19 protein-coding genes and 4 pseudogenes are annotated in these 21,287 nt (G+C 68.5%); 9 read left to right on the forward strand and 14 right to left on the reverse strand.

What is annotated here, in order from left to right; all coding sequences use genetic code 11:
- Positions 1-431 (reverse strand): annotated as a pseudogene (locus FGX59_RS38995) (transposase); the annotation flags it as partial.
- Between the two features lie 169 nt (positions 432-600).
- Here FGX59_RS38995 and FGX59_RS39865 point away from each other — a divergent pair.
- The 3 genes and pseudogenes from FGX59_RS39865 to FGX59_RS32115 all read left to right on the forward strand — a co-directional run.
- Positions 601-915, forward strand: a pseudogene (locus tag FGX59_RS39865) (transposase); the annotation flags it as partial.
- Positions 916-1,064: 149 nt separating this feature from the next.
- Positions 1,065-1,908 (forward strand): annotated as a pseudogene (locus FGX59_RS39870) (transposase); the annotation flags it as partial.
- 321 nt (positions 1,909-2,229) lie between these two features.
- Positions 2,230-2,835 (forward strand): hypothetical protein, encoded by a 606-nt coding sequence (locus tag FGX59_RS32115; protein WP_240722821.1) that lies wholly within the window; start codon positions 2,230-2,232, stop codon positions 2,833-2,835.
- A 384-nt stretch (positions 2,836-3,219) separates the two neighbouring features.
- On the opposite strand, the gene FGX59_RS32125 is transcribed toward FGX59_RS32115, so the two are convergent.
- Positions 3,220-4,311 (reverse strand): TFIIB-type zinc finger domain-containing protein, encoded by a 1,092-nt coding sequence (locus tag FGX59_RS32125; protein ID WP_138472097.1) that lies wholly within the window; start codon positions 4,309-4,311, stop codon positions 3,220-3,222.
- Positions 4,312-4,448: 137 nt separating this feature from the next.
- On the opposite strand from FGX59_RS32125, the gene FGX59_RS32130 reads away from it, so the two are divergent.
- The gene (locus FGX59_RS32130; protein ID WP_138472099.1) at positions 4,449-5,036 is read left to right on the forward strand and encodes a hypothetical protein; all 588 of its coding nucleotides are present in this window, start codon (positions 4,449-4,451) and stop codon (positions 5,034-5,036) included.
- A gap of 110 nt (positions 5,037-5,146) precedes the next feature.
- Here FGX59_RS32130 and FGX59_RS32135 read toward each other — a convergent pair whose 3' ends face one another.
- From FGX59_RS32135 to FGX59_RS32180, 10 genes are all read right to left on the reverse strand, one after another.
- Entirely contained in the window at positions 5,147-6,256 is a 1,110-nt protein-coding gene (locus FGX59_RS32135; RefSeq protein ID WP_138472101.1) for an SPFH domain-containing protein, read from the reverse strand.
- 76 nt (positions 6,257-6,332) lie between these two features.
- A complete protein-coding gene (locus FGX59_RS32140; protein WP_138472105.1) occupies positions 6,333-7,385 on the reverse strand; it encodes a DUF2927 domain-containing protein in 1,053 nt (350 codons plus the stop codon).
- Positions 7,386-7,396: 11 nt separating this feature from the next.
- Positions 7,397-8,536, reverse strand: coding sequence for a toxic anion resistance protein (locus tag FGX59_RS32145; RefSeq protein WP_138472107.1), 1,140 nt, complete (start codon positions 8,534-8,536; stop codon positions 7,397-7,399).
- Positions 8,533-9,423, reverse strand: coding sequence for a 5-bromo-4-chloroindolyl phosphate hydrolysis family protein (locus FGX59_RS32150; RefSeq protein ID WP_138472109.1), 891 nt, complete (start codon positions 9,421-9,423; stop codon positions 8,533-8,535). The genes FGX59_RS32145 and FGX59_RS32150 overlap by 4 nt, the downstream gene beginning before the upstream one ends.
- A 330-nt stretch (positions 9,424-9,753) precedes the next feature.
- Positions 9,754-10,299, reverse strand: coding sequence for a translation initiation factor IF-3 (gene infC, locus FGX59_RS32155; protein ID WP_138472111.1), 546 nt, complete (start codon positions 10,297-10,299; stop codon positions 9,754-9,756).
- A gap of 159 nt (positions 10,300-10,458) precedes the next feature.
- Positions 10,459-11,298, reverse strand: coding sequence for a ferredoxin--NADP reductase (locus tag FGX59_RS32160; RefSeq protein WP_240722822.1), 840 nt, complete (start codon positions 11,296-11,298; stop codon positions 10,459-10,461).
- 100 nt (positions 11,299-11,398) lie between these two features.
- Positions 11,399-11,815, reverse strand: coding sequence for a DUF934 domain-containing protein (locus FGX59_RS32165; RefSeq protein WP_138472115.1), 417 nt, complete (start codon positions 11,813-11,815; stop codon positions 11,399-11,401).
- Entirely contained in the window at positions 11,812-12,570 is a 759-nt protein-coding gene (locus tag FGX59_RS32170) for a phosphoadenylyl-sulfate reductase (protein WP_138472118.1), read from the reverse strand. Before FGX59_RS32170 ends, FGX59_RS32165 begins: the two co-directional genes overlap by 4 nt.
- A complete protein-coding gene (locus FGX59_RS32175; protein WP_138472120.1) occupies positions 12,560-14,236 on the reverse strand; it encodes a nitrite/sulfite reductase in 1,677 nt (558 codons plus the stop codon). Before FGX59_RS32175 ends, FGX59_RS32170 begins: the two co-directional genes overlap by 11 nt.
- 31 nt (positions 14,237-14,267) lie before the next feature.
- The gene (locus FGX59_RS32180) at positions 14,268-14,570 is read right to left on the reverse strand and encodes a DUF2849 domain-containing protein (RefSeq protein ID WP_138472122.1); all 303 of its coding nucleotides are present in this window, start codon (positions 14,568-14,570) and stop codon (positions 14,268-14,270) included.
- 137 nt (positions 14,571-14,707) lie between these two features.
- Between FGX59_RS32180 and FGX59_RS32185 the strand changes: the two genes are divergently transcribed.
- Together FGX59_RS32185 and FGX59_RS32190 are read left to right on the forward strand one after the other, a co-directional pair.
- The gene (locus FGX59_RS32185; RefSeq protein WP_138472123.1) at positions 14,708-15,187 is read left to right on the forward strand and encodes an Lrp/AsnC family transcriptional regulator; all 480 of its coding nucleotides are present in this window, start codon (positions 14,708-14,710) and stop codon (positions 15,185-15,187) included.
- Between the two features lie 57 nt (positions 15,188-15,244).
- Positions 15,245-16,369 (forward strand): exo-alpha-sialidase, encoded by a 1,125-nt coding sequence (locus tag FGX59_RS32190; protein WP_138472125.1) that lies wholly within the window; start codon positions 15,245-15,247, stop codon positions 16,367-16,369.
- Positions 16,370-16,459: 90 nt separating this feature from the next.
- On the opposite strand, the gene FGX59_RS32195 is transcribed toward FGX59_RS32190, so the two are convergent.
- Positions 16,460-17,842 carry a pseudouridine synthase gene (locus FGX59_RS32195; RefSeq protein WP_138472127.1) on the reverse strand — a complete coding sequence of 461 codons (1,383 nt, stop codon included), beginning with the start codon at positions 17,840-17,842 and terminating at the stop codon, positions 16,460-16,462.
- A 72-nt stretch (positions 17,843-17,914) separates the two neighbouring features.
- On the opposite strand from FGX59_RS32195, the gene FGX59_RS32200 reads away from it, so the two are divergent.
- The 3 genes from FGX59_RS32200 (at position 17,915) to FGX59_RS32210 (ending at position 20,595) form a co-directional block, all read left to right on the forward strand.
- On the forward strand, positions 17,915-18,367 hold the full coding sequence (locus FGX59_RS32200) for a nucleoside deaminase (protein ID WP_138472129.1): 453 nt from the start codon (positions 17,915-17,917) through the stop codon (positions 18,365-18,367).
- An 81-nt stretch (positions 18,368-18,448) separates the two neighbouring features.
- The gene (locus FGX59_RS32205) at positions 18,449-18,718 is read left to right on the forward strand and encodes a DUF4389 domain-containing protein (protein WP_138472131.1); all 270 of its coding nucleotides are present in this window, start codon (positions 18,449-18,451) and stop codon (positions 18,716-18,718) included.
- Between the two features lie 125 nt (positions 18,719-18,843).
- On the forward strand, positions 18,844-20,595 hold the full coding sequence (locus FGX59_RS32210; protein ID WP_138472133.1) for a DUF1217 domain-containing protein: 1,752 nt from the start codon (positions 18,844-18,846) through the stop codon (positions 20,593-20,595).
- Positions 20,596-20,818: 223 nt separating this feature from the next.
- On the opposite strand, the pseudogene FGX59_RS32215 reads toward FGX59_RS32210, so the two are convergent.
- Positions 20,819-21,287 (reverse strand): annotated as a pseudogene (locus FGX59_RS32215) (transposase); the annotation flags it as partial.

Below are 21,287 nucleotides of genomic sequence, written 5' to 3' on the forward strand. Positions count from 1 at the left end.
ATCCGGTCGCACGCTGCGATAGCGCACGCTCGACCGGTCCACCGCCAAAGCCTTGCACGCCCGTCGTTGGCTCACCCCGTGGAACGCCACGACATGTGCCACCGCTTCCCGCCTCACGCCGGGCGTTACCACTTTCGCGACGCGACATCCTTCAGGATCGCGCGCGCTATTGGGCTCGAACCAATGGCGCCTTCACTGGCGCGCTCGAGCATGGCCTCTGCCAGCAGCTTCTTCAGCTTGGCGTTCTCGTCCTCAAGCGCCCTGAGACGTCGGGCATCCGACACCTCAAGACCGCCAAACCGCGCCTTGTATTTGTAGAACGTCGCCGTGCTGACCCCGTGCTTGCGGCAGACATCGGCCGTCGCCATGCCCGCCTCCTGCTCCTTCAGCATCCCGATGATCTGCTCTTCGCTGAACCTTGATCGCTTCATTGTCCGTCTCCTGGTTGGGGCGGACTCAACCTCAAACTGGAGGAAGATGCGGGTCTCAGGTCAATACGTCTGGGGATTCACTGTGCGAATCCAGCATGATAGCTAGCGGCCATGAGCAGACCGGCGAAGACTGCGTACAAGACCACCAACTGGCATAGCTAGCGAGCCGTTGCGCGCCACCGGTCCGAGCGCAACGGCGAGCGAGGCGCTGAGGCAGCGCGGATCGCAGACCGTCTGGTTCGATCCCTCGATGCGATGGGCAGCGGCGCCTTCTGTGGGGCGCTCCCGCGGGCAGGCACGCAGCGGTAAGGAGGATCAGGAATTGATCCGGGGGATCAATTCCCCGGCGAACGCGATCCAGGCCTGTCTCGCCATCAAGGTCCTGCTCGGCCTGCCACTCCGGCAAACAACCGGTTTCGTGGCGCGCCTTCCGGAGCTGTCCGGACCCGGCTGGGCCGTTCCGGACTTCAGCACCCTGTCCCGGCGGCAGAGCGAGACGGGACCGTGGCGCCAGTGGCGCCGCGAAAGCCCGTCGAACCTTGGACGCAACCATCCCGTATCGCGGCTCCAGGAGCACGCTTCACCTGCTCGTCTCCTCTCGGACATTGCAGCGCAATATCCCGCCGGGCAGCGGACAGCACCGGCATCAAGGTGGAAGGCGAAGGGTGCGGAGCGACCGTGGCCCCGGGGCGGGGCCGCGAAAGCGCGCGGCACGGCACAGGCGCAAGCATGGCGGCTCCAAGCGGCGCAGTCGCGGTGCCGCTCGGACCGGTGGCGCGGCCCGCTCATGGCGCAAGATCCACCCCGCCACAGGCGAGATGGAGGAGGATCAGGAAACCGTCCGGGGGACCGTTTCCCCGACGACGATTGGAGATCCGGGCGCTCGAGGTCACCTCCGGCAATGTCGGCGATGTCGAGCCGGTGAGCGCCACCGGTCCGGGCGAACCGGCGAGGGATGCTGCCGGACCTGCTCGCCCAGATCCCGGCGAACGAGGACATCGCCGTCGTCATGGCTGAGTTGCCAGCGGATGCGCAACCGGGTCGAGGACCGCTGGCGACGCCTATGACACGCGCGCTTGCCATGATGCCATCGCGGCCCGTGGAGCAGCAGCAATCATTCCGCCCCGCCGGAATGCCCGGCCTTGGAAGCCGGACACGGCAGGAGCCCGCGCACGCAACGAGATCCTGCGAGCATCGAAGCACCTGGGCCGGGCGCTCTGGCGAAACTGGAGCGGGCACCACCGGCGCGGCAGGGTCGAGACGAAAATGAACTGCGTGAAGCTGCTCGGCCAGCGGCTGATGTCCGTTCGGCATCGGCCTCGGACCGATGGCGGCGCGATGCCTCACCTTCGACCGCCAGGTGGCGGAGGTCCAGATCCGGGTCATTCGCGGCTGCGCTCGGACCAGTGGCGCTTGCCGCTCATTCCTCAACTGCTTCACGGCACTCGGCATCCCGAAGACCGTGGCCGCAGGATGAGTCTGCTCGGGGAAGGGGGATTGCGCTCGCCGGCTGATTTATCCAACAGCGCCGACCGGTGGTGCTGCAGCACGGCCACAAGGTCAAGCTGACAAGGCTGTCACCGGCAGAGACCGAGGAAGCCACGGACATCGGCTTTTCGAACTACAGCGAGGGCCCGGACGCCGTTGAGGAAGCTCTGGATACTATTCGCCAGATGTCCCCCGCCAATGCCGTGCAGGCGGGTCCCTTGGCCAATTATGGCGCACCCTTCGACTGGCTGGATCGCCGGAGCAATCCATTGATACGGGTCCGGTCCGCGACATCCTTCGCAACCATATCGTGAAGCATTCCGCTGTGGAGCCCGGCACCACGGTTCTGGGCGTAGAGATTACCGAACTGCGCTATCACACCCTTTACAGCCTGTCCGCCGCTGCCGGGATTGACCATTCGCGTCGGTCGCGCCTCCTGAAAAAGCCCGGTGAGATCCCCGCCAATGCGACCGAGGTCGACTGCGGGAACATGGTCTTCGAAGCGGCCACTACGATTCCGATGGTCGAGGCATTCAAGACCGCGGTCCCCTTGCGCGATGTCCCTGAGTATCTTGGGGCATCAAAGCGCAGGGTCGAAATCCTCTATCGCGAAGGGAGCGTTCCGCCCTTGGTCCCCAGATCAGGACCCGGGTCAGTGCGCCATGCTGTCTTCGTCCGGTCGCATCTGGATGAGCTTCTGGTCAGGATTGCCCGCTTGCCGGGAATCGATCCCTCCTGTGATGGGGAACTCCCCCCGATTTCCCATGCCTGCCAGCGTGGGGCCGGTCGGTTCGAACACCTCTTCGCCGAGAGTCTTCGGGGGCGGACCCCGGCATTTCGAAATCCCGACCGGACAGGAATCAGACCCATCGATGTCGATGTCGGCATCTTGCTTGGCGCGAAGAACGCCGCCTGAACGCACATCGCAGATCTGGAGATCAAGCCTGCTTCGGCGGGCTTTTCCTTATGAATTTCAAGGCTTCGCGGGATCTTCCCCCGATTTCCGCGGGATCCTTGCTCCCAGCTCGAATTGGCCCAACATAACCAATGGAAATCACGTAAGATTTCAGTCCGCATGGAGACAACTTTGCCCGGATCTACATCATGCATATCGGGATCAAGGTGCGGACGGTGCAGGGTCTCAAGGAAGTCAGGGGCGGCCGGCGGGCGCCGTTTTCCGTGGGGCGCGCCGGTCAGGGCCCGGGAGTGGCATCCCGAAAGCGTCGGGCAGCCCGGCCGGGACCTCTGCGGCACGGCAGGCAGGTCCGCCGGATGACCGCCGCCGCCCTGCCTGCCGGGGCTAGAGGCCCTGGTTCAGCGCGAAGAGATAGCCGATCCCGGCGGCCAGAAGCGTGCCGGCCGCGACCGCGACGGCGATCTTCCAGGCCGACCAGGGGCGCGCGCCCTGCACCCGGCCCGACTGGGCGTTGACCAAGAGCTGGTAGGCCTGGCCGCGGAAGCGGTAGACCCCGACCCAGACCGGCAGCAGCACGTGCTTGAAGGTCACCGAGTCGACCTCGGTCTCGATCCGCTGGATGCGCTGGCGGTCGCCGCCGATGTCGAAGCGCACGTCGCGGGCGATCACCCGGTCCATATGCGCCCGCGCCTGGTGGAAAGCCTCGTCGAGCTCCAGCCCGTAGGCCTCGGCGCGCAGGCCGGCGAGGTATTCGGGCTTGTAGGGCTCGAGCCGCGACAGGTCCCAGGGCGGCAGGCCGCTCATCATCTCGCCGGGCAGGCTGCGGCTGCCCGCGACCAGTACGTCGTCGAAGAACCGCGCGACCCGGCCCCGCGCGGGATACCAGCGCACCTTGGCGACCTGCTCGACGCTGCCGTCGCCGCGGCGGCGGGTCTGGAAATAGACCTCGCCGCGCTGGCCGGTGTAGTCCGAGCGGGTCTGCGCGTCGAAGGTCCAGTAGGGCAGGTAGATGCCCTCCATCTTGCGCCCCTTGCGGGCGAATTCCGCCAGGCCCGAGGGGGCGAACCACAGCCGCCCCAGCCAGCGCGCCATGGCGTCATGCGCCTCGGCTTCGGTGATCGCGAAGGGCACCAGCCCGCGCGGCTTGATATGGCGGCTGGAACTCGTCTCGCCGACGATCGGGGTCGCGCAGAACGGGCAGCGGTCGGCGTGGATGCCGGGCTGGAACTCCACCTGGGCGCCGCAGGAGGTGCAGCGGAAGACCTGGGTCTCCTCCAGGTCGGCGGCATCGAGCTGGTTGCGCAGCGCGTCGCGGAAATCGAGCTCGCGGATCGCGTTCGGGGCGCCCCAGGGCCCGTTGCGGTCGTCGACCTCGGCGACATGGCCGCAATGGTCGCAGACCAGCGCGCCCTGGCGCGGATCGTAGCGCATCGCGGCACCGCAGGCCTCGCAGGGGAAACGGTGGGACTCTTCCATGGACAGGCGCTCCTCGGCGGCGGCTCCTCGGCGGCGCGGCCACCCTAGACGAGGCCCGCGGGGGAGGAAACCGCTTTTCCGGCATGGCCTTGGCGGCTAGTCTGCGCCCCGCGGAGCAGCAAGCGGAGAGGCCCGGCATGACGCGAATCCGAAGGGTCGCCCGGGCGGCGGCGCTGGCTGTCCTGGCCTGTCTTGGCGGCACGGGCACTGTCCGGGCCGAGCATGTGGTGCATGTCTTCCAGTGGCAGGGCAATGGCGGCTACGCGATGGAGGGGGCGCTGGCCTATGACAGCGCCTTGGCCCGCGACGGGCTGGTCACCGGGGCGGAAATCGACTGCTTCTTCATCCTCGGGCGGCACGACGGCGCGGAAATCGGCCGCTGGTCGCTGGGCGAGCTTGATGCCGGGACCGACTGGATCGTCACCTTCCTGCCCGGGCTCGGCGCGTTCGCGGTCTATTCGCCGGTGACGGCCATGCCGCAGGCCTGGAACATGGACGGCACCGGCACGAGCTGCGGGGCGGGGGGCTTCGGCTTCAATATCGGCAATGCGGCGCAGGATCTGTGCCTCGACGGGCAGCTGCTGGCCGAGTCGCAGGTGGCGCCGGAGCGGGCCTTCCCGGCCACGCCTGCCCCGGCGGAGTACGTGTTTCCGCCGGGCGCCTGCCTCGGGCCGATGCTGACCAGCCGTCTCAGCCTGCCAGAGGCCGCGGAGCGTCCCCGCTAGGGGCGGAGCTACAGCCCAGGGGCGATGGTCCGCAGACTGCGCCGCGCGGGACGGGTCTGCACCTCCTCCGGTCGGGAGGCGGGCCATGGCGGGGACGGTGCGCGGCCGGGCTAGGCCGCGGGCGGCGGCGGGGGCGGCGGCATCACGGTGAAGAGCCGCGCCAGCTCGGTCACGTCCTCGGCGCGCTTCCAGCCGTCCTGGCCCTGGGTCCAGACCAGCGTGTCGCGGGTCAGCCCGCCCTCGGTCACCATCCGGCCGAGCCGCGCGGTGGAAAAGGGGCCCGAAGTCTGGCCGTTCTCGGCCAGGTGCCAGACATGCTCGACCGGCGGCGGGGGCGGGGGCGGCGCGGCGGCGGGCTGCACCGGGCGCGGTCCCCAGGGGCCCTGCGCCATCTGCTGGCCCATGCCCATGCCCATCCCCATGCCGATCCCTGCGCCCATGCCCGAATTCGGCGTCTCGGCGGCGCGGGTCATCGCTTCGGCCGCGGAATAGTGCTGATAGGCCTGCAGGTCGCCGATCACCCCCATCGAGGTCCGCTTGTCGAGCGCGGCCTCCACCGAGGGCGGCAGCGAGATGTTCTCGACATAGAGCTCGGGCATCTCCAGCCCGTAGGCCTCGAGCGTGGGCGAGATCCGCTCGGCCATCAGCTTGCCGAATTCGGCCGTGTTCGCCGCCATGTCGAGCACCGGAATGCCGGAACTGGCCGCCACGCGGGAGAATTCCTGCACCAGGATGTTGCGGATCTGGAAGGAGATCTCGTCGCGGGTGAATTCGCCGTCCGTGCCGACGATCTCGGTCATGAAGCGCGCGGCGTCCTTCACCCGGATCGAATAGGTGCCGTAGGCCCGCAGCCGCACCGGCCCGAATTCCGGATCGCGCAGCATCAGCGGGTTCTTCGTGCCCCATTTCAGCCCGTTGAAGCGGGTGGTGGAGACGAAATAGACCTCGGACTTGAAGGGCGAGCGGAAGCCGTGATCCCAGTGCTGCAGCGTGGTCAGCACCGGCATGTTGTTGGTCTCCAGCATGTAGAGCCCCGGGGTGAAGACATCCGCGAGCTGGCCCTCATGGACGAAGACCGCCGTCTGGCCCTCGCGGACCGTCAGTTTGGCGCCGTACTTGATGGCGTGCCCGCGGCGCTCGAAGCGCCAGACCATCGTGTCGCGGGTGTCGTCCACCCAGTCGATGACATCGATGAACTCGCCGGACAGGAACGAAAACATGCGCGTGGTCCTTCTCTCGGGGCGTCCTGCCCCGGGTTATGGCACGGGGCGGAACGGGGGCCAAGCCGGGCGGCCGTCACTCCTGCGGGACCGGAGGGCCTCCGGCCAGCTGCACGGGTTCCCCGGCGGGTTCGGCCGAGGCGACCGGCGGCGGCAGCAGCTCGCCCGCGATCTGGCGCACCGGCTCTGCGGCCTCGGCGACATCCATCCCGGGATGCAGGCGGGGATCGTAGAGCATCTTCAGCATCAGCCGGTCCTGGTCGGTCAGCTGGGTGTATTCCTCGTCGTCATTGAAGATCGAGGGCCGCGCCTCGCGGCTGTCATTGGCCAGGCCCATTCCCTGGGCCAGCTCCTCGTGGAAGCAGCCCTGGCGCATCCGCGGCGGGTGCTCGGCGCGGATGATGGCGACGGCGCGGACATAGGTCTGGGGCGCCTCGGGGGCGGAGAAGGCGACGACCAGGCAGAAGGTCGAGGGCAGGATGTCGAGCATCGACTCCAGCACCGCGTCCGAGATCCCCGGCACGGTGCGGCGCAGTTCGGGGCGCAGCGCCAGGCGTTCGGATTCGCTGACGACATAGACGGTGAAATTGCCGTCGCGCTCGGTCATCGCGACCGGGTGGCCGCTGGAATCGGCGATGATGTGCACCACGTCGGCGGCCTGGGCGCGGTCGGCCTCGCGCTGTGCGGGCGGGACCGACTCGCCGAAGCTCATCGAGACCTTGACCGGCGCCTCCCAGCGGCGCAGGCGGCTGGCGCTTTCCTGCGCGATGAAGGCGCCGTCCTCGACGGGGGTGTATTCGTCATGCAGCGCGATGCGGATGAAATTGGTGGCAAGCCGGTCGGCATCGATCCCGTCGAGCCCGCCGGTATCCTGGCGCAGCCGTCCTTCGGAAACCAGCCGCGCCTCCAGAAGCGCATAGCGGCGCTCGAGCTCCTCGCTGGTGGCCACCGGCATGTCGCGGATCGGCCCCTCCATCCCGGTCGGGTTTGGCTGCGGCCGGGGCGAGCTGCGCACAAGCGCCGGGCGCTCCGGCGCGGGCGTTGGCGCCGGCGAGGACGACAGGCAGCCGGCCAGGGCCAAGAGCAGCACGGCCGGGGCCGTGCGATAGAGGGAAACCTGCCCGAGCATTGCCACCTGTTTCAGCCCCGCAGCTGTCCTGTGCCGCGCGCCTTGGCCGAGGCCAGCGTGTCGCGCAGCTCCGATTCCATCTGCAGCAGGTCCTTCTCGGCCTCCCGCCGCTTCGTCTTGCCCTCGTCGGCAATGCGCAGGCTGTCCTCGATCGTCGCGATCAGCTCGGCATTGGCGGCCTTGATCGCCTCGATGTCGTAGACGCCGCGCTCGGTCTGCTCGCGCACCTGGGCATTGGCCTGGCGCAGATTGGCCGCATTGGCGGTCAAAAGCTCGTTCGTCAGGTCGCTGGCCTCCTTCACGGCATTCGCCGCCGCGGCCGAGCGCTGGATGGTCAGCGCCTGGGCCAGCTGGGTCTCCCAGAGGGGGACGGTATTGACCAGCGTCGAGTTGATCTTGGTGATCAGCGCCTTGTCGTTCTCCTGCACGAGGCGGATCGAGGGCAGGGACTGCATCGTCACCTGCCGGGTCAGCCGCAGGTCATGGACCCGCCGCTCCAGGTCGTCGCGGGCGGCGCGCAGGTCGCGCAGCTCCTGCGCCTTGCGCACCTGGTCCTCGGGCCCGGTCGCGGCCAGCTCCGCCTCCTTGGCGGGGATGTCACTTTCGTCGATCGCCGCCAGGCGCATGTCGCCGGCCGCGATGTAGAGCGCCAGCTCGTCATAGAAGTCCAGCGTCTTCCCGTAGAGCAGGTCGAGCCCCTTGATGTCCTTCAGGAGCGTGTGCTCGTGCCCCTCGAGCGCATTGGCGATCTCGTCGATCTGCTCCTGCACGGTTTCGTACTGGGACAGGAACTTCGAGATGTCGCCGCGCTTGCCGGTCAGCTTCTCCCACCAGCTGCGCTTGCGGCCGGGGTCCAGCTCTTCGGTGGAGAAGCCGCGGATGGTCGAGACCATGTCGCGCAGGCTGTCCCCGGCCGGGCCCAGATCCTTGCTGCGCACATCCTGCAGCATGGCCTGGCTGATGGTCTGCAGCTCGGCCTGCGCAGCGGCGCCGAAGCCGATGATCGTGCCGGTGTCGCCGATGCGGATCTCGGCCATGCGGCGCTCGATCTCGGCCTGTTTCGCAGGTTCGGTTGCGGGCAGATCCGACGGCTCGGGCAGCCGCGCGGCGGCAAGGCCGGCAATTTCGGATTGCAGCTTGGTATCGGTCATCCTTCGCTCCTCGACGGGCTCAGATGCGGCTCCCGTGACAGCCGCTCTCTCAGCACTTCCATCTCGATGTCAAGCTGGGAACGGTCGTCGAGCAGCAGGGTTTCGGTCTTCTTGGAAAAATTCCGGTCGAGATCGTCGAGCAGCGCGATGAAGTCGCGCCGCGCAGCGTCCTCGCGGGTGCGGGCATAGTAGGCGGCGTATTTCTCCGCCGCGCCGCGGGCGCCCGACAGGTAGACGCCCAGGTACTTGCGCGCCGCCGTCAGGTCGCGGGGATCCTGCTCGATGGTGCGGAACATCTCGCGCACCGTGGCCTGGAAGCGCATGGCGACCAGTTCCAGCTCGCGGTCCTTCAGCGGGTCGAGCGCGCGGCTCATCGCGGACAGCTCCGCCTCGGCGCCCTCGACGGCCTTCGCCACGCGGCCGGACTGGAAATCCTCGCGGTCGATGCCCTTGTCCTTCAGCGGATCGGGCCCGAAGGCCATGGCATGGAGCCCGGCGCCCAGGACGCCCAGCAGCCCGCCCACGGCGATGCCGCCCTGCCAGGCGGCGGCCAGCCCCAGCCCCAGCCCCATCACGGCCGAGCCGAAGATCTTGCGCGGGACGGCGGGGCGGCGGGCGACGGTGCGGGCGTCATAGGCCGCCTCGGCGCGGATGCCCTCGCGGGTCAGCCAGGCGGAAAGCATCAACAGCCCGAAGGCGCCGAGCTTTGCCGCCATTTCCACCGGCGGCGAGAAGAAGGCCGGGATGACGAAAAGGAAGGGCAGGGCGAACAGGATATTGGTCCGCGCGCCCAGGCGCGTCGGCACCTTGCCCTGCCAGGGGTGGGCGCGGGGCGCTGCCTTGGCGGCCGGGTCCGGGCTATAGCTGCGAGCGTAGCGCTGCGCCATCAGCCAGCCCCCCCGAAAGCCACGTAGACGATCAGCGCCAGCAGCAGGAAGAAAGCGATCCGTTGCAAATGAGTCTCCGACTGTCGTTCCCGTCCGCCCCCGAGCCCGGGCTGCAGACAGGCCAGACCATAGATAGGGTCGGTGGCGGTCAGCGAAAAGTGAAGTTGGCGTGACGGGACGGCAATGAGCGGATCCCGGCGGTCCGGGGGCCCGATCCCGGCGATTTTCGGCCTTCCCTTGCGGCAGAGTGTGGCCGCAGCGCAGCATGTCCGGGCGGAAAAAGAAAAAGGGGCGCCCTGCGCCCCTCTGCCTCCGGTTCCGTGCCGCGCGTTACTTCGCGGTCGGGCCGATCATCATGACCATCTGGCGGCCTTCCATCTTCGGCATGTTCTCGACCTTGCCGATTTCCTTCACGTCCTCGGCGACGCGCTCCAGAAGTTCGCGTCCCAGGTTCTGGTGGGCCATTTCGCGGCCGCGGAAGCGCAGGGTGATCTTCACCTTGTCGCCCTTCTCCAGGAACTTGAAGACGTTCTTCATCTTCACGTCGTAGTCATGGGTGTCGGTCCCCGGACGGAACTTCACTTCCTTGACTTCGATGATCTTCTGCTTCTTGCGGGCTTCGCTTTCCCGCTTCTGGGTCTCGTATTTGTACTTGCCGAAATCCATGATCTTGCAGACCGGCGGCGCTGCGTTCGGCGAGATCTCGACGAGGTCGAGACCGGCGCGTTCGGCGAGTTCCATGCCGCGTGCAGGGGTGCAGAGTCCGACGTTTTCGCCGTCCGCACCGATCAGCCGGATTTCAGGCGCCCGGATCCGTCCATTGATGCGGGGGCCGGTGTCACGCGTCGGGGGCGCGTTATGGGGTCTGCGAGCTATGTCAGCGTTCCTTCGATAGTGATCGGGATTGGTTGGTGCGTAAAGATAGAGCCGCGGACGCAGCGATTCAAGCGCGATCTGCCCCGTTTTCCCGGGGAAAATCGCGCTGTCGCCATGTCCGCGGCCGGTGTGCGGCGCGTTTGCGGCCGATTGGCCGGTTTACCCGACGAACGCCTTCTCGACCACGAATTCCTTCGGATCGGAATTGGCGCCCTCGTGCAGCCCGTAGCCCTCGAGGATCTCCTTGAGGTCGAGGTTGAGTCCCATCGAGCCGCAGATCATCGCGCGGTCGGTCGCCGGATCCATCTTGCCCGCCTCGATGCCCAGATCGCGGAACACCGTGCCGTCCTTCAGCAGGTTGGTGATCCGGCCCATCTTCGGGCTCTCCTCGCGGGTGGTGGTCGGGTAGTAGCGGATCTTCTTCCAGAAGCCCTCGCCGATCAGCTCGTTCAGCAGCTCGTCGGTCTTCAGGCCCTCGATCAGCTCGGCGCCGTAGGTCAGCTCGGCGACGTCGCGGCAGGTATGGGTGATGACGATCTCGTCATAGTCCTCGTAGGTCTGCGGCTCGCGCAGCAGCGAGGCGAAGGGCGCGAAGCCGGTGCCGGTGGAGAAGAACCACAGGCGCTTGCCCGGCAGCAGCGCGTCATGCACCAGCGTGCCGACGGGCTTCGGGCGCAGGATCACCTGGTCGCCCACTTTCACGTGCTGCAGCTTCGAGGTCAGCGGGCCGTCCTGGACCTTGATCGAGTAGAATTCCAGCTCCTCGTCCCAGGAGGGGGAGGCGATGGAATAGGCGCGCAGCAGCGGCTTCTGCTTGCCGGTCTTGGGGTCGGGATCGCCCATCAGGCCGATCATCACGAATTCGCCCGAACGGAAGCGCAGCGATTGCGGCCGGGTGCAGCGGAAGCGGAACAGCCGGTCGGTATAATGCTGGACCTCGGTCACCGTCTGTGCGTCGGGGAGGGTCACCGGCTTGGAGGTGATGGCGGAATCGGTCATTTTTTCTTGAATCGTCATACTCTCGGCCTTCATCGCATAGGGTCGCTGCGCTGCATAGCAGCATAAAGCGCAGGACCGTTACACCATTCCTTGATTTGAGTCAGCCGCGCAGCCGCGCCTGGTGGTGGAATTCGTTCCAGTTTGCCCGGAATTTCCACTGGTCTTCCGGTTGGCGGGCAGCCAGCTCATCCGAGATCTCGACCTCGTCGAATCCCATCCGGCGCGCCATCGCGTACTGGTCGGCGATGACATGGCCGCGGGCGCGCAGGCGGCCCTGGAAGCCCATGCGGCGCAGCTGGCCCGCCAGGGTGAAGCCGCGGCCGTCGGAGAAACTGGGGAAATCGACGCGGATCATGTCGATCTCGGCCACGCGGTCCTTCAGCTGGGCGACATCGCCATCCGAGGGAACATCCACGGCCAGCGCGCCCGCATGCTCTGCCGGAACCTCGCCCAGGGCGATGAAATCCGTGCTCCAGTCCTCTGCGGCGAAGCCGCTATCGGTGACGATCACGCTCATGCCGCGTCTCCTTTGGGCAGCGGACCGCGCACGATCTTGCCGTTGATGAAGTGAATCCCGCATTCCTCCTTCTCCTGGTTGCGCCAGCGCCCGGCGCGCGGGTCTTCGCCCGGCGCGACTTTCGAGGTGCACGGCGCGCAGCCGATGGAGGGATAGCCCTGGGCCACCAGCGGATGGCGGGGCAGGCGGTTGTTGATCATGTAGTCCTGGACATCCTGCGGCGCCCAGTGGGCGAGCGGGTTGACCTTGATCCGGTTCGGCCCGTCCGCCTCGAAGAAGTCGAGCGCGGCGCGCGTCGCGCTCTGGAACCGCTTGCGCCCGGTGATCCAGGCATCGAAGCGCGACAGCGCATGTTCCAGCGGCACGGTCTTGCGCAGGTTGCAGCAGGCATCCGTGTCCTGCGTGTGCAGCAGCCCGTCGGGGTCGTGCGCCTCGAGCTGGACCTGGGTCGCGGTGATCCGGCGGATGTCGCTCAGCCCCAGCTTGTCGGCCACCTCGGTCTGGTAGTCGAGGGTTTCGCGGAACAGCATGTGCGTGTCGATGAACAGCACCGGGGTCGCCGGATCGATCACCGACACCATGTGCAGCAGCGCCACCGATTCGGCGCCGAAGCTGGAGACCATGGCGATGCGCCCGACCTGCGGGTCGGAGAGCGCGCGCTCGAGCACGGAGGTGGCCGAGTGGTGCCGGTACCTGTCATTCAGGTAGGCGACCCGGTCCTCCGTTGCGGGGAGGGGGACGGCTTCAAGCGGCACGGGCACGCCCCTTCGCGTCCTCGCCGTAGAGGGCGAGCTTGAACGGGTTGATGCCGACGCGGCGGTAGCAGTCGAGGAAGCGTTCCTCCGCGCTCTCGCGCTCCTTCAGGTAGGTTTCGACGATCTTCTCGATCGCGGGCACGATCTCGTCATAGGCGAAGCCCGGCCCGGTGCGCTCGCCGATGGCCGCGGTCTCGGTGCCGTCGCCGCCCAGCGTGATCTGGTAGTTCTCCACGCCGGCGCGGTCGAGCCCGAGGATGCCGATATGGCCGACATGGTGATGGCCGCAGGCATTGATGCAGCCCGAGATCTTGATCTTCATCTCGCCGATCTCGTGCTCGAGCTTCAGCTCGTCGAAGCGGGTCGCGATCTGCTCGGCCACCGGGATCGAGCGGGCCGTCGCCAGCGCGCAGTAGTCCATGCCCGGGCAGGCGATGATGTCCGAGATCAGCCCGACATTGGCGGTGGCCAGCCCGGCCTGGGCCAGCTCGGCATGGATCGCGGGCAGGTCCGACTTGTGGACATGCGGCAGGATCACGTTCTGCTCGTGGCTGATGCGCAGCTCGTCATGGCCGTAGCGGCGGGCCAGATCCGCCATCACGCGCATCTGGTCGGCCGAGGCGTCGCCCGGCGTCTGGCCATGGGCCTTCAGCGAGATGGTGACGATGGCATAGCCCTCGACCCGGTGCTCGGCCAGGTTGGTATCCGCCCAGGAGCGGAAGACCGGATCGGCCGCGTAGAAGGCGTCATAGGCCTCGGTCGGCGCGTTGCGGAAGGCCGGTGCCGCGAATTCCTTCTCGATCGAGGCCAGGATCTCCTGGTCGACGCCGGTGAATTCGGGGCGGATCTCGGCGAAGCGCTCCTCGACCAGGGCGCGGAACGTGTCCAGCCCGTTCTCGGCGACGGTCACCTTGATGCGCGCCTTGTACTTGTTGTCGCGGCGGCCCAGCGTGTTCCAGACCGAGACGATCGCCTCGCAATAGGGCAGCAGGTCGGCCTTCGGCAGGAATTCGTTGATCACCTTGCCGATCATCGGGGTCCGGCCGAGGCCGCCGCCGACGAGAACCTCGAAGCCCGGCTCGCCCTTGTCGTTGCGGACCATGCGCAGGCCGATGTCATGCGCCTTGGTCACGGCGCGGTCGTTCGGGCTGCCGGTGATGGCGATCTTGAACTTGCGCGGCATGAACTGGAATTCCGGGTGGTCGGTCGACCACTGGCGCAGCAGCTCGGCCACGGGGCGCGGATCCTCGATCTCGTCGGCGGCGGCTCCGGCGAAATGGTCCGCGGTCACGTTGCGGATCGTGTTGCCCGAGGTCTGGATCGCATGCATGCCGACATCGGCCAGCGCCTCGAGGATGGCGGGCACGTCCGGCAGCTTCGGCCAGTTGTACTGGATGTTCTGGCGCGTGGTGAAATGGCCGTAGCCCTTGTCCCACTTCTCCGCGATCAGCGCGAGCTGGTCCATCTTGCGGCTGTCGAGCGTGCCATAGGGGATGGCCACGCGCAGCATGTAGGCGTGGAGCTGCAGGTAGAGCCCGTTCATGAGCCGGAGCGGCTTGAACTCGTCCTCGGTCAGCGACCCGTCGATGCGGCGTTCGACCTGCTGGGCGAACTCGGCAACGCGGCGGCGGACATAGGCGTCGTCATACTCGGAATACGTGTACATGAGCGGGCTCCTGATAAGGGCTTGCGCGGGCTCAGGCCCGGGTTTCCTGTTTGCCGTGGGCGTAGTTCGACGGCCCCTTGGCGCGGAAGGCTTCGCGGAAATGGACGGGCTCGGGCCCGTCCGGTCCGGCCTTGGCGTCGGCAAGGTAGACGCCGACCGCCTTGGCATGCTGTCCGCTGGCGAAGAGCAGCCGGATCTCGGCATGCGCCTCGTCGTCGATCAGCTCCGCCTCGTTGTGGTGGCGGGTCCACTGATCCTGTTCGGTCAGGTAAATCACGTCGCCTTCGATCAGGTCGTTGGCGGTGACGACCTTCGGGGTGAATGCACGGGCCATGGGGCGTCCTCGTCTCTGGTTGGGTTCTATATAGAACAAATTCCCCGATTCACGCTAGGTTCCGCCCGAAATAAGAACTTTGTTCTTCCTCCCGCGTCATGCTAGGATGAACGTGCCTTTCAAAGGGGGGATTGACCATGGCTGTTCAGCTCGATGCGGTAGATCGCAGAATTCTGGACGCTCTGCAATCGGATGCCAGCCAGTCGCTCGACGAGATCGCGCGCCGCGTCGGCGCCTCGAAGACCCCGGTCTGGAACCGCATCCGCAAGCTGCGCGAGGCGGGGGTCATCACCGCGAACACCGTCATCCTCGATCCCGAGGCGCTGGGGCTGGAGGCCTGCTTCTTCGTGCTGATCCGCACCTCCGAGCACGAGGCCGACTGGCAGCAGAAGTTCCTGAAAACGCTGCGGGAACGGCCCGAAGTGCTGGAGGCGCACCGGCTGGCGGGGGATATCGACTACATCCTCAAGGTCCGCGTCGCCAATGCCCGCGCCTACGACGTCTTCTACCAGGCGCTGATCAAGGAGGTGCGGATCTTCAACGTCACCGCGCTCTTGTCGATGGAGGAGATCAAGGCGACCACATCCCTGCCGATTCCGGGGCTCGAGGAAGACTGAGCTTGCGGCCTTCCGCGCCTGTGGCATGCTTTCCCCATGGGCAAGGAGGAGGATGCCATGTCCGGGACGAGGCTGCTCGTCGGAACGACGAAAGGGCTGTTCCTGCTCGACGCGGCAGGGGACGGCTGGACGGTGACGGGCCCGCTCTGCGACGGCTGGCCGGTCAATCACGCCGCGGGCGAGGGCGACCGGCTCTGGGCGGCAGGCGGCAGTGAATGGTTCGGGGCGGGGGTGTTCCGCTCGCAGGATGGCGGGCGGAGCTGGCAGCTCTCGAAGCTCGCCAACGGCCAGTCCGACGCCTGGCTGGCGGAAAATCCCGAGATGGCCGCGCAGTTCGGCATGGAGCCCGCCGCGCCCGCGCCCTTCACCGGCGAGGTGGACGCGGTCTGGTCGCTGGCGCTCTGGGACGGGCGGCTGCTGGCCGGGACCAAGCCCGCGACGCTCTTTGCCTCCGCCGATGGCGGCGCGAGCTGGGAGAAGATCACCGGGCTGACCGACCATCCGACCCGCGGCGAATGGGAGCCGGGAGGGGCGGGGCTGACGCTGCACACGATCGTCACCGATCCGGGCGACCCGGCGAAGCTCTGGGCAGGGATCTCGGCGGCCGGCGTCTTCGCTTCCGAGGATGGCGGCGCCAGCTGGGAGCGCCGGGTGCGCCGCTCGAACACGGCGAGCCCGCCGCGCAGCCCCTTCGGCTCGCCCGACGAGATCGGCTACTGCGTCCACAACATGGGGCGCGGGCCGGGCGACGTGCTCTACCAGCAGAACCATCACGGGGTCTACCGCTCGCGCGACGGCGGGCGCAGCTGGGACGACATCACGGCCGGGCTGCCCTCGAGCTTCGGCTTTCCGGTGGGCGTGCACCGCGAGGATCCGGACATGCTCTGGGTGCTGCCGCTGAACGGCGACACCCAGGGCCGCTACCCGCCCGGGGCGCAGGCCGCGGTCTGGAAGTCGGAGGATGCTGGCGAGACCTGGCGCGCCTGCCGCGAGGGGCTGCCGCAGGAGGCCTGCTATTTCACCGTGCTGCGCCAGGCGATGGCGGTTGGGCCCGGCCGCCCGGCCGGGGTCTATTTCGGCACCAATACCGGCTCTGTCTTCGCCAGCGCGGACGAGGGCGAGAGCTGGCAGGAGATCGCCCGCCATCTGCCGACCGTGCTCTGCGTCGAGCTGGCGACCTGATCCGGGCGTCCCCGCGCGGCTCTCTGCCGGTGTCCGGCCGCCGGAGGCGGGTCCGCTGAAGACCCCGCCGCCGGGGACAGTGTTCCTGTCCTAGCCCTTGCGGGGGCCGGGCTTGCCGCCGCGCGGCGGCTTCCCGCCCGCGGGCTTCCCGCCGGAGCTGCGCCCGGGCCCGTCGCCACGTGCGGGCTTGCCGCCGAAGCTGCGCCCGGGTCCGTCGCCACGGGCGGGCTTGCCGCCGAAGCTGCGGGCGGGGCCCTCTCCACGGGCGGGCTTTCCGCCGAAGCTGCGGGCGGGGCCCTCTCCACGGGCGGGCTTGGAGCCGAAGCTGCTGCCGGAGCCCTCGCCACGGGCGGGCTTTCCGCCGAAGCTGCGGGCGGGGCCCTCTCCACGGGCGGGCTTGGAGCCGAAGCTGCTGCCGGAGCCCTCGCCACGGGCAGGCTTGGAGCCGAAGCTGCTGCCGGAGCCCTCGCCACGGGCGGGCTTGCCACCGGAGCTGCGCCCTGGGCCCTCGCCACGGGCGGGCTTGCCGCCGAAGCTGCGGGCCGGGCCCTCGCCACGGGCGGGCTTGCCGCCGAACCTGCGCGCCGGGCCTTCGCCACGGACCGGCTTGCCGCCCGTCTCGCCGCGGTAGGGCCGGGTGTCGCTGTCCTGCCCGGGGGCCGCGCCGCCGGGGCCGCGGCCGGGGCGGCGGGTGCGCTGCGGTTTCAGGCGCGGCTTCTCTTCCGTCGCCTCTTCGCCTGCCAGGCCGAGCTGTTCGCGCACGACGCGGGTCTTGACCTCCTCGACCGCGCCCGGGGCCAGCTCGTTCAGCCGGAACGGCCCGTAGCTCACCCGGATCAGCCGGTTCACGGTCAGCCCCACCGACTCCATCGCGCGGCGGATCTCGCGGTTGCGGCCCTCGCGCAGGCCCACGGTCAGCCAGGCATTCGACCCCTGCTGGCGGTCGAGCGAGATCTCCATCGGCTGGAAACGCTCGCCCTCGACCGTCACGCCCTTGCGCAGCGGCTCGAGCGTCGCCTCCTCGGGCGCCCCCTTGACCCGCACGCGGTACTTGCGCAGCCAGCCGGTCGAGGGCAGCTCCAGCTTGCGCTTGATCGCGCCGTCATTGGTCAGAAGCAGCAGCCCCTCGGAATTGAGGTCGAGCCGCCCGACGCTCATCACCCGCGGCATGTCCTCGGGCAGCGTGTCGAAGACCGTCTCGCGGCCCTTCTCGTCCTTCGCCGTGGTCACCAGCCCCGCGGGCTTGTGGTAGAGCCACAGCCGCGGCGGCTCCGCCTCCTTCAGCGGCACGCCGTCGACATCGATGCGGTCGGTCTCGGTGACGTTGAGCGCGGGCGAGGTGATGATCTTGCCGTTCACCCGGACACGGCCCTCCGCGATGATGGTCTCGGCCTCGCGGCGCGAGGCGACGCCGGAGCGGGCCAGGATCTTGGCGATGCGCTCGCCGGGGCGGGAGGGAGGAGTCTCGGTCATGGATGGCGCCTATCCGCTTTTCTGCCGCTGTTCCAGCCTTGCGCGCATCGCGGGGCGGAGGCAAGACGGGGCATGACGTTCCGATCCCACATGGACACCGCCCTGGCGGAGGCGCGGGCCGCCGCGGCGCGCGGCGAGGTGCCGGTCGGCGCGGTGCTGGCCGACCCCGCGGGCCGCATCCTGGCGCAGGCCGGGAACCGCACGCGCGAGCTGAGCGACCCGACCGCTCATGCCGAGATCCTGGTGCTGCGCGAAGCCTGCGCCGCGGCCGGGTCCGAGCGGCTGCCGGGCCATGTGCTCTATGTCACGCTCGAGCCCTGCGCCATGTGCGCCGCGGCGATCGCGGCGGCGCGGATCGCCCGGGTGGTCTACGGCGCCTCCGATCCGAAATCCGGCGGGGTGGCCCATGGCGCGCGGGTCTTCTGCCATCCCCAGGCGCATCACGCCCCCGAGGTGATCGACGGCATTGCCGCGCCCGAGGCCGAGGCGCTGCTGCGCGGCTTCTTCGCGGCCCGGCGCGGCTGAGGCCCCGGCCGGCGCGCCGCCTTGTCCCCTTCCTTGCGCCGTGCTGTCATCCTAGCCTCGGGGCAGGACCAGGAGGGCGCCATGCAGGACAGCGACAAGGACTATCTTCCCCGCGACGGGCGGTTCGAGCGGATCATCTACATGATCGTCTTCCTGCTGCTCTTCGCCATCGCCGAGACGCTGCTCTGGGCGATCGTGATCGCCCAGATCCTGTGGATGCTGTTCAAGGGCCAGCCGAACGACCATGTCGCCGAATTCGGCGCGCGGCTCGGGGTCTGGCTGAAGCGCGTGGCGCTCTACCAGTCGGGTACGACCGACGAGAAGCCCTTTCCCTGGCGCGAGATCGACTGACGGGCCGGGCACGGGACGCAGGGGCCGCGGGCGGCGGGAAATAGACAGGTTTTTAACTGTTAGGCGCCCGGTAACCGCGTCCGGCCTAGCCTGGCGGGGATTGTCGCCACCACTGGATACGTCCCATGTACACGCCGCTCCTGCCTGGCAACTCGATCACCAGCTGGCTCTACCTGAAGGACAGCCGCGAGACGCAGCTCGCCGCCTTCTCCAATGACCGGGTTCTGCAGCGCGAGCAGGCGAATTTCGCGGGCAAGATCGGGCAGATGTCCTCGGTCGACGACCTGATGAAGGACTACCAGGCGCTGAAGGTGGCGCTGGGGGCGCACGGGCTGAAGGACGACCTGCCCAACCGCTATTTCATCCGCCAGGTGATCGAGCAGGGGACCGACGATCCCGAGGATTTCGCCAACAAGCTGTCGGACGGGCGCTATGCCGCGCTGGCCAAGACCTTCGAGGCGCTGGGACTGACCGGCTCGGGCGATCTGGGCACGTCGCTGCCGGCGCTCGACGACGCGCTGTCCGCGGCGGTCACGGCCGCGCGCGGCGAGAGCCCGGTCTATCTCAATGCCGCCGCGAAGCTTTCCAGCGCGCTGACGCTGGGGCTTCTCGGCGCCGACACGGCCGACCGGGTCTGGCAGCGCGCGCTGGAGCGGCCGGGCGTCTCGGAAACGCTGCAGCGGGTCTTCGGCACCTCGGCCTCGGCGGCGGGGCTCGATGCCGACGGGCAGATCGCGGTCTTCCGGGAATCGGCCGAGTATCTCTATGGCAGCACCCGGGTCAGCGCGCTGATCGACCCGGCCAATGCCTTCGCGGTGGCCGATGCCTATCTGGGCACGGCGGGCCAGGCGCTGGAAGACGGGTTCTCCTATTCCGGGCTGCAGTCGCGGCTGGCATCCATCGCGGCGGCCCAGGGCAGCGACGCCGACCGCTGGTCGGCGCTGCAGGCGGATGCCGGGCTGCGCGACGTGATGGCGGCGGCGCTCGGCGTGGCGGACGGTTTTGCCGCGCTCGATGCGGCGGGCCAGATCTCGGCGCTGCAGACGGCGACGCAGTCGCTGTTCGGCCGGTCGGATTTCGCCGCCTTCGGCAGCCAGGCCAACCTGACCGCGCTCGGCGACCGCTATCTCGACCCGCAGGGGCGGGGCTTCGCCGGAACCTTCACGCTGGGTGCCTTCACCGCGGAGATCGAGGCCGCGCGCGACGAGGGGCCCGGCATGGACCAGCGCTGGCAGGCGGTGCTGTCGGTCGACACGCTGCGCGAGGCCATGGCCTCGGCCTTCGGGCTGGAGGAGGGCTTTTCCGCGCTCTCGGAGGCAGACCAGCTGGCCGCGCTGAAACAGGCGATGAAGGCGCAGTTCGGCACCGAGGATGTCGCCGCGCTCGAGGAACCGGCGGCCATGGCGGCGTTTTCCGGGCTCTATGTCGATGCGCAGATCGCCGGGATCACGCAGAGCTACATGGAGCAGGAATTCCGCATCGCCGTGGGCGAGCTGCGCCCCGAGCTGCGCGTCGCCATGTCGGTGGCCGAGGAGCTGCAGAAGGCGGTGGAGAGCGGCGGCACCGAGGTGGGGCAATGGTACCGCGCGCTCGGCAATTCGGTGCTGCGGGAAGCCTTCGAGGGCGCTTTCGGGCTCTCGGACGAGTTCGCCCAGATGGATCTCGACGGGCAGGTTTCGCTGATGCGCACGTCCAGCGAGCGGCTGATCGGCTCGAGCGCCGTTGCCGATTTCCTTGCCCCCGAAGCGCAGGAGAAGCTGATCACCCAGTACCTGGCCCGCGCCGGAACCAGCGGCACCGCCACGTCCGGAACCGCCAGTTCGCTCTTCGCCGACGCCTCGGCGAGCTCCATCCTGGCAACGATCTACGGCAGCTAGCGCGCCTCGATGTCGTCAGCGCCGCGCCGTGACTGCCGAAGCGGCAGCCCTCTGTTGGCCGTGGGGCCCGGAGGGCCGGCCCGGCAGAGGAATGCCGTCCGGCACGGGAGCGACCGGTTGCCAATCATGCCTGATGTGGATGCCAAATGCGGAAGCAGGGATGCTGTCCCAGCTGATGGTGCAGCTCGCGGTGGGCCCCGCGCTCACCGGGGGGGCGAGCTTGTCAGTCGCGCTGCGCCGGAGGCAGGCTGACCATGACATCGTCGCAGACCGGAGCGAGGGTTTCCGGCGTCAGGTATCGGCCGCGCTGCACGGTCCATTCCTCGGTCTGCTCCATCAGGATGGCGCCAGCGAGGCGGCGGATGGATGCCCGTTCGGGAGTGAGGAGGATCAGGAAACAGCGTGGGGCGCTGTTTTCCCGGCGAACCGGGCGACGTCGGTGCGCCGCTTGATCTCGCCGTTCGGGCGCTCGATTGGATTCGTGCTGTGCAGTTTCGTCCGGTGCCGCCGGGGGAAAGGTCATGCAAGCCAGCACGTCTTCTTCCGCATTCGCCATCGGGCTCGGACCGGTGGCGCCTTCGATGGCTCTTTCCATGAGGGCCGCGAGCTTTGGCGGCTTCGGGCGCATCTGATCCGCGACCCGGCGCCATTGCGTCTTGGCCGCCGCGTGGTCGGGCTGGGCAAAGGCTGTG

Origin of the sequence: Poseidonocella sp. HB161398 (assembly GCF_005870025.1) — a bacterium.
In the GTDB taxonomy this organism is placed as follows: domain Bacteria; phylum Pseudomonadota; class Alphaproteobacteria; order Rhodobacterales; family Rhodobacteraceae; genus Mangrovicoccus.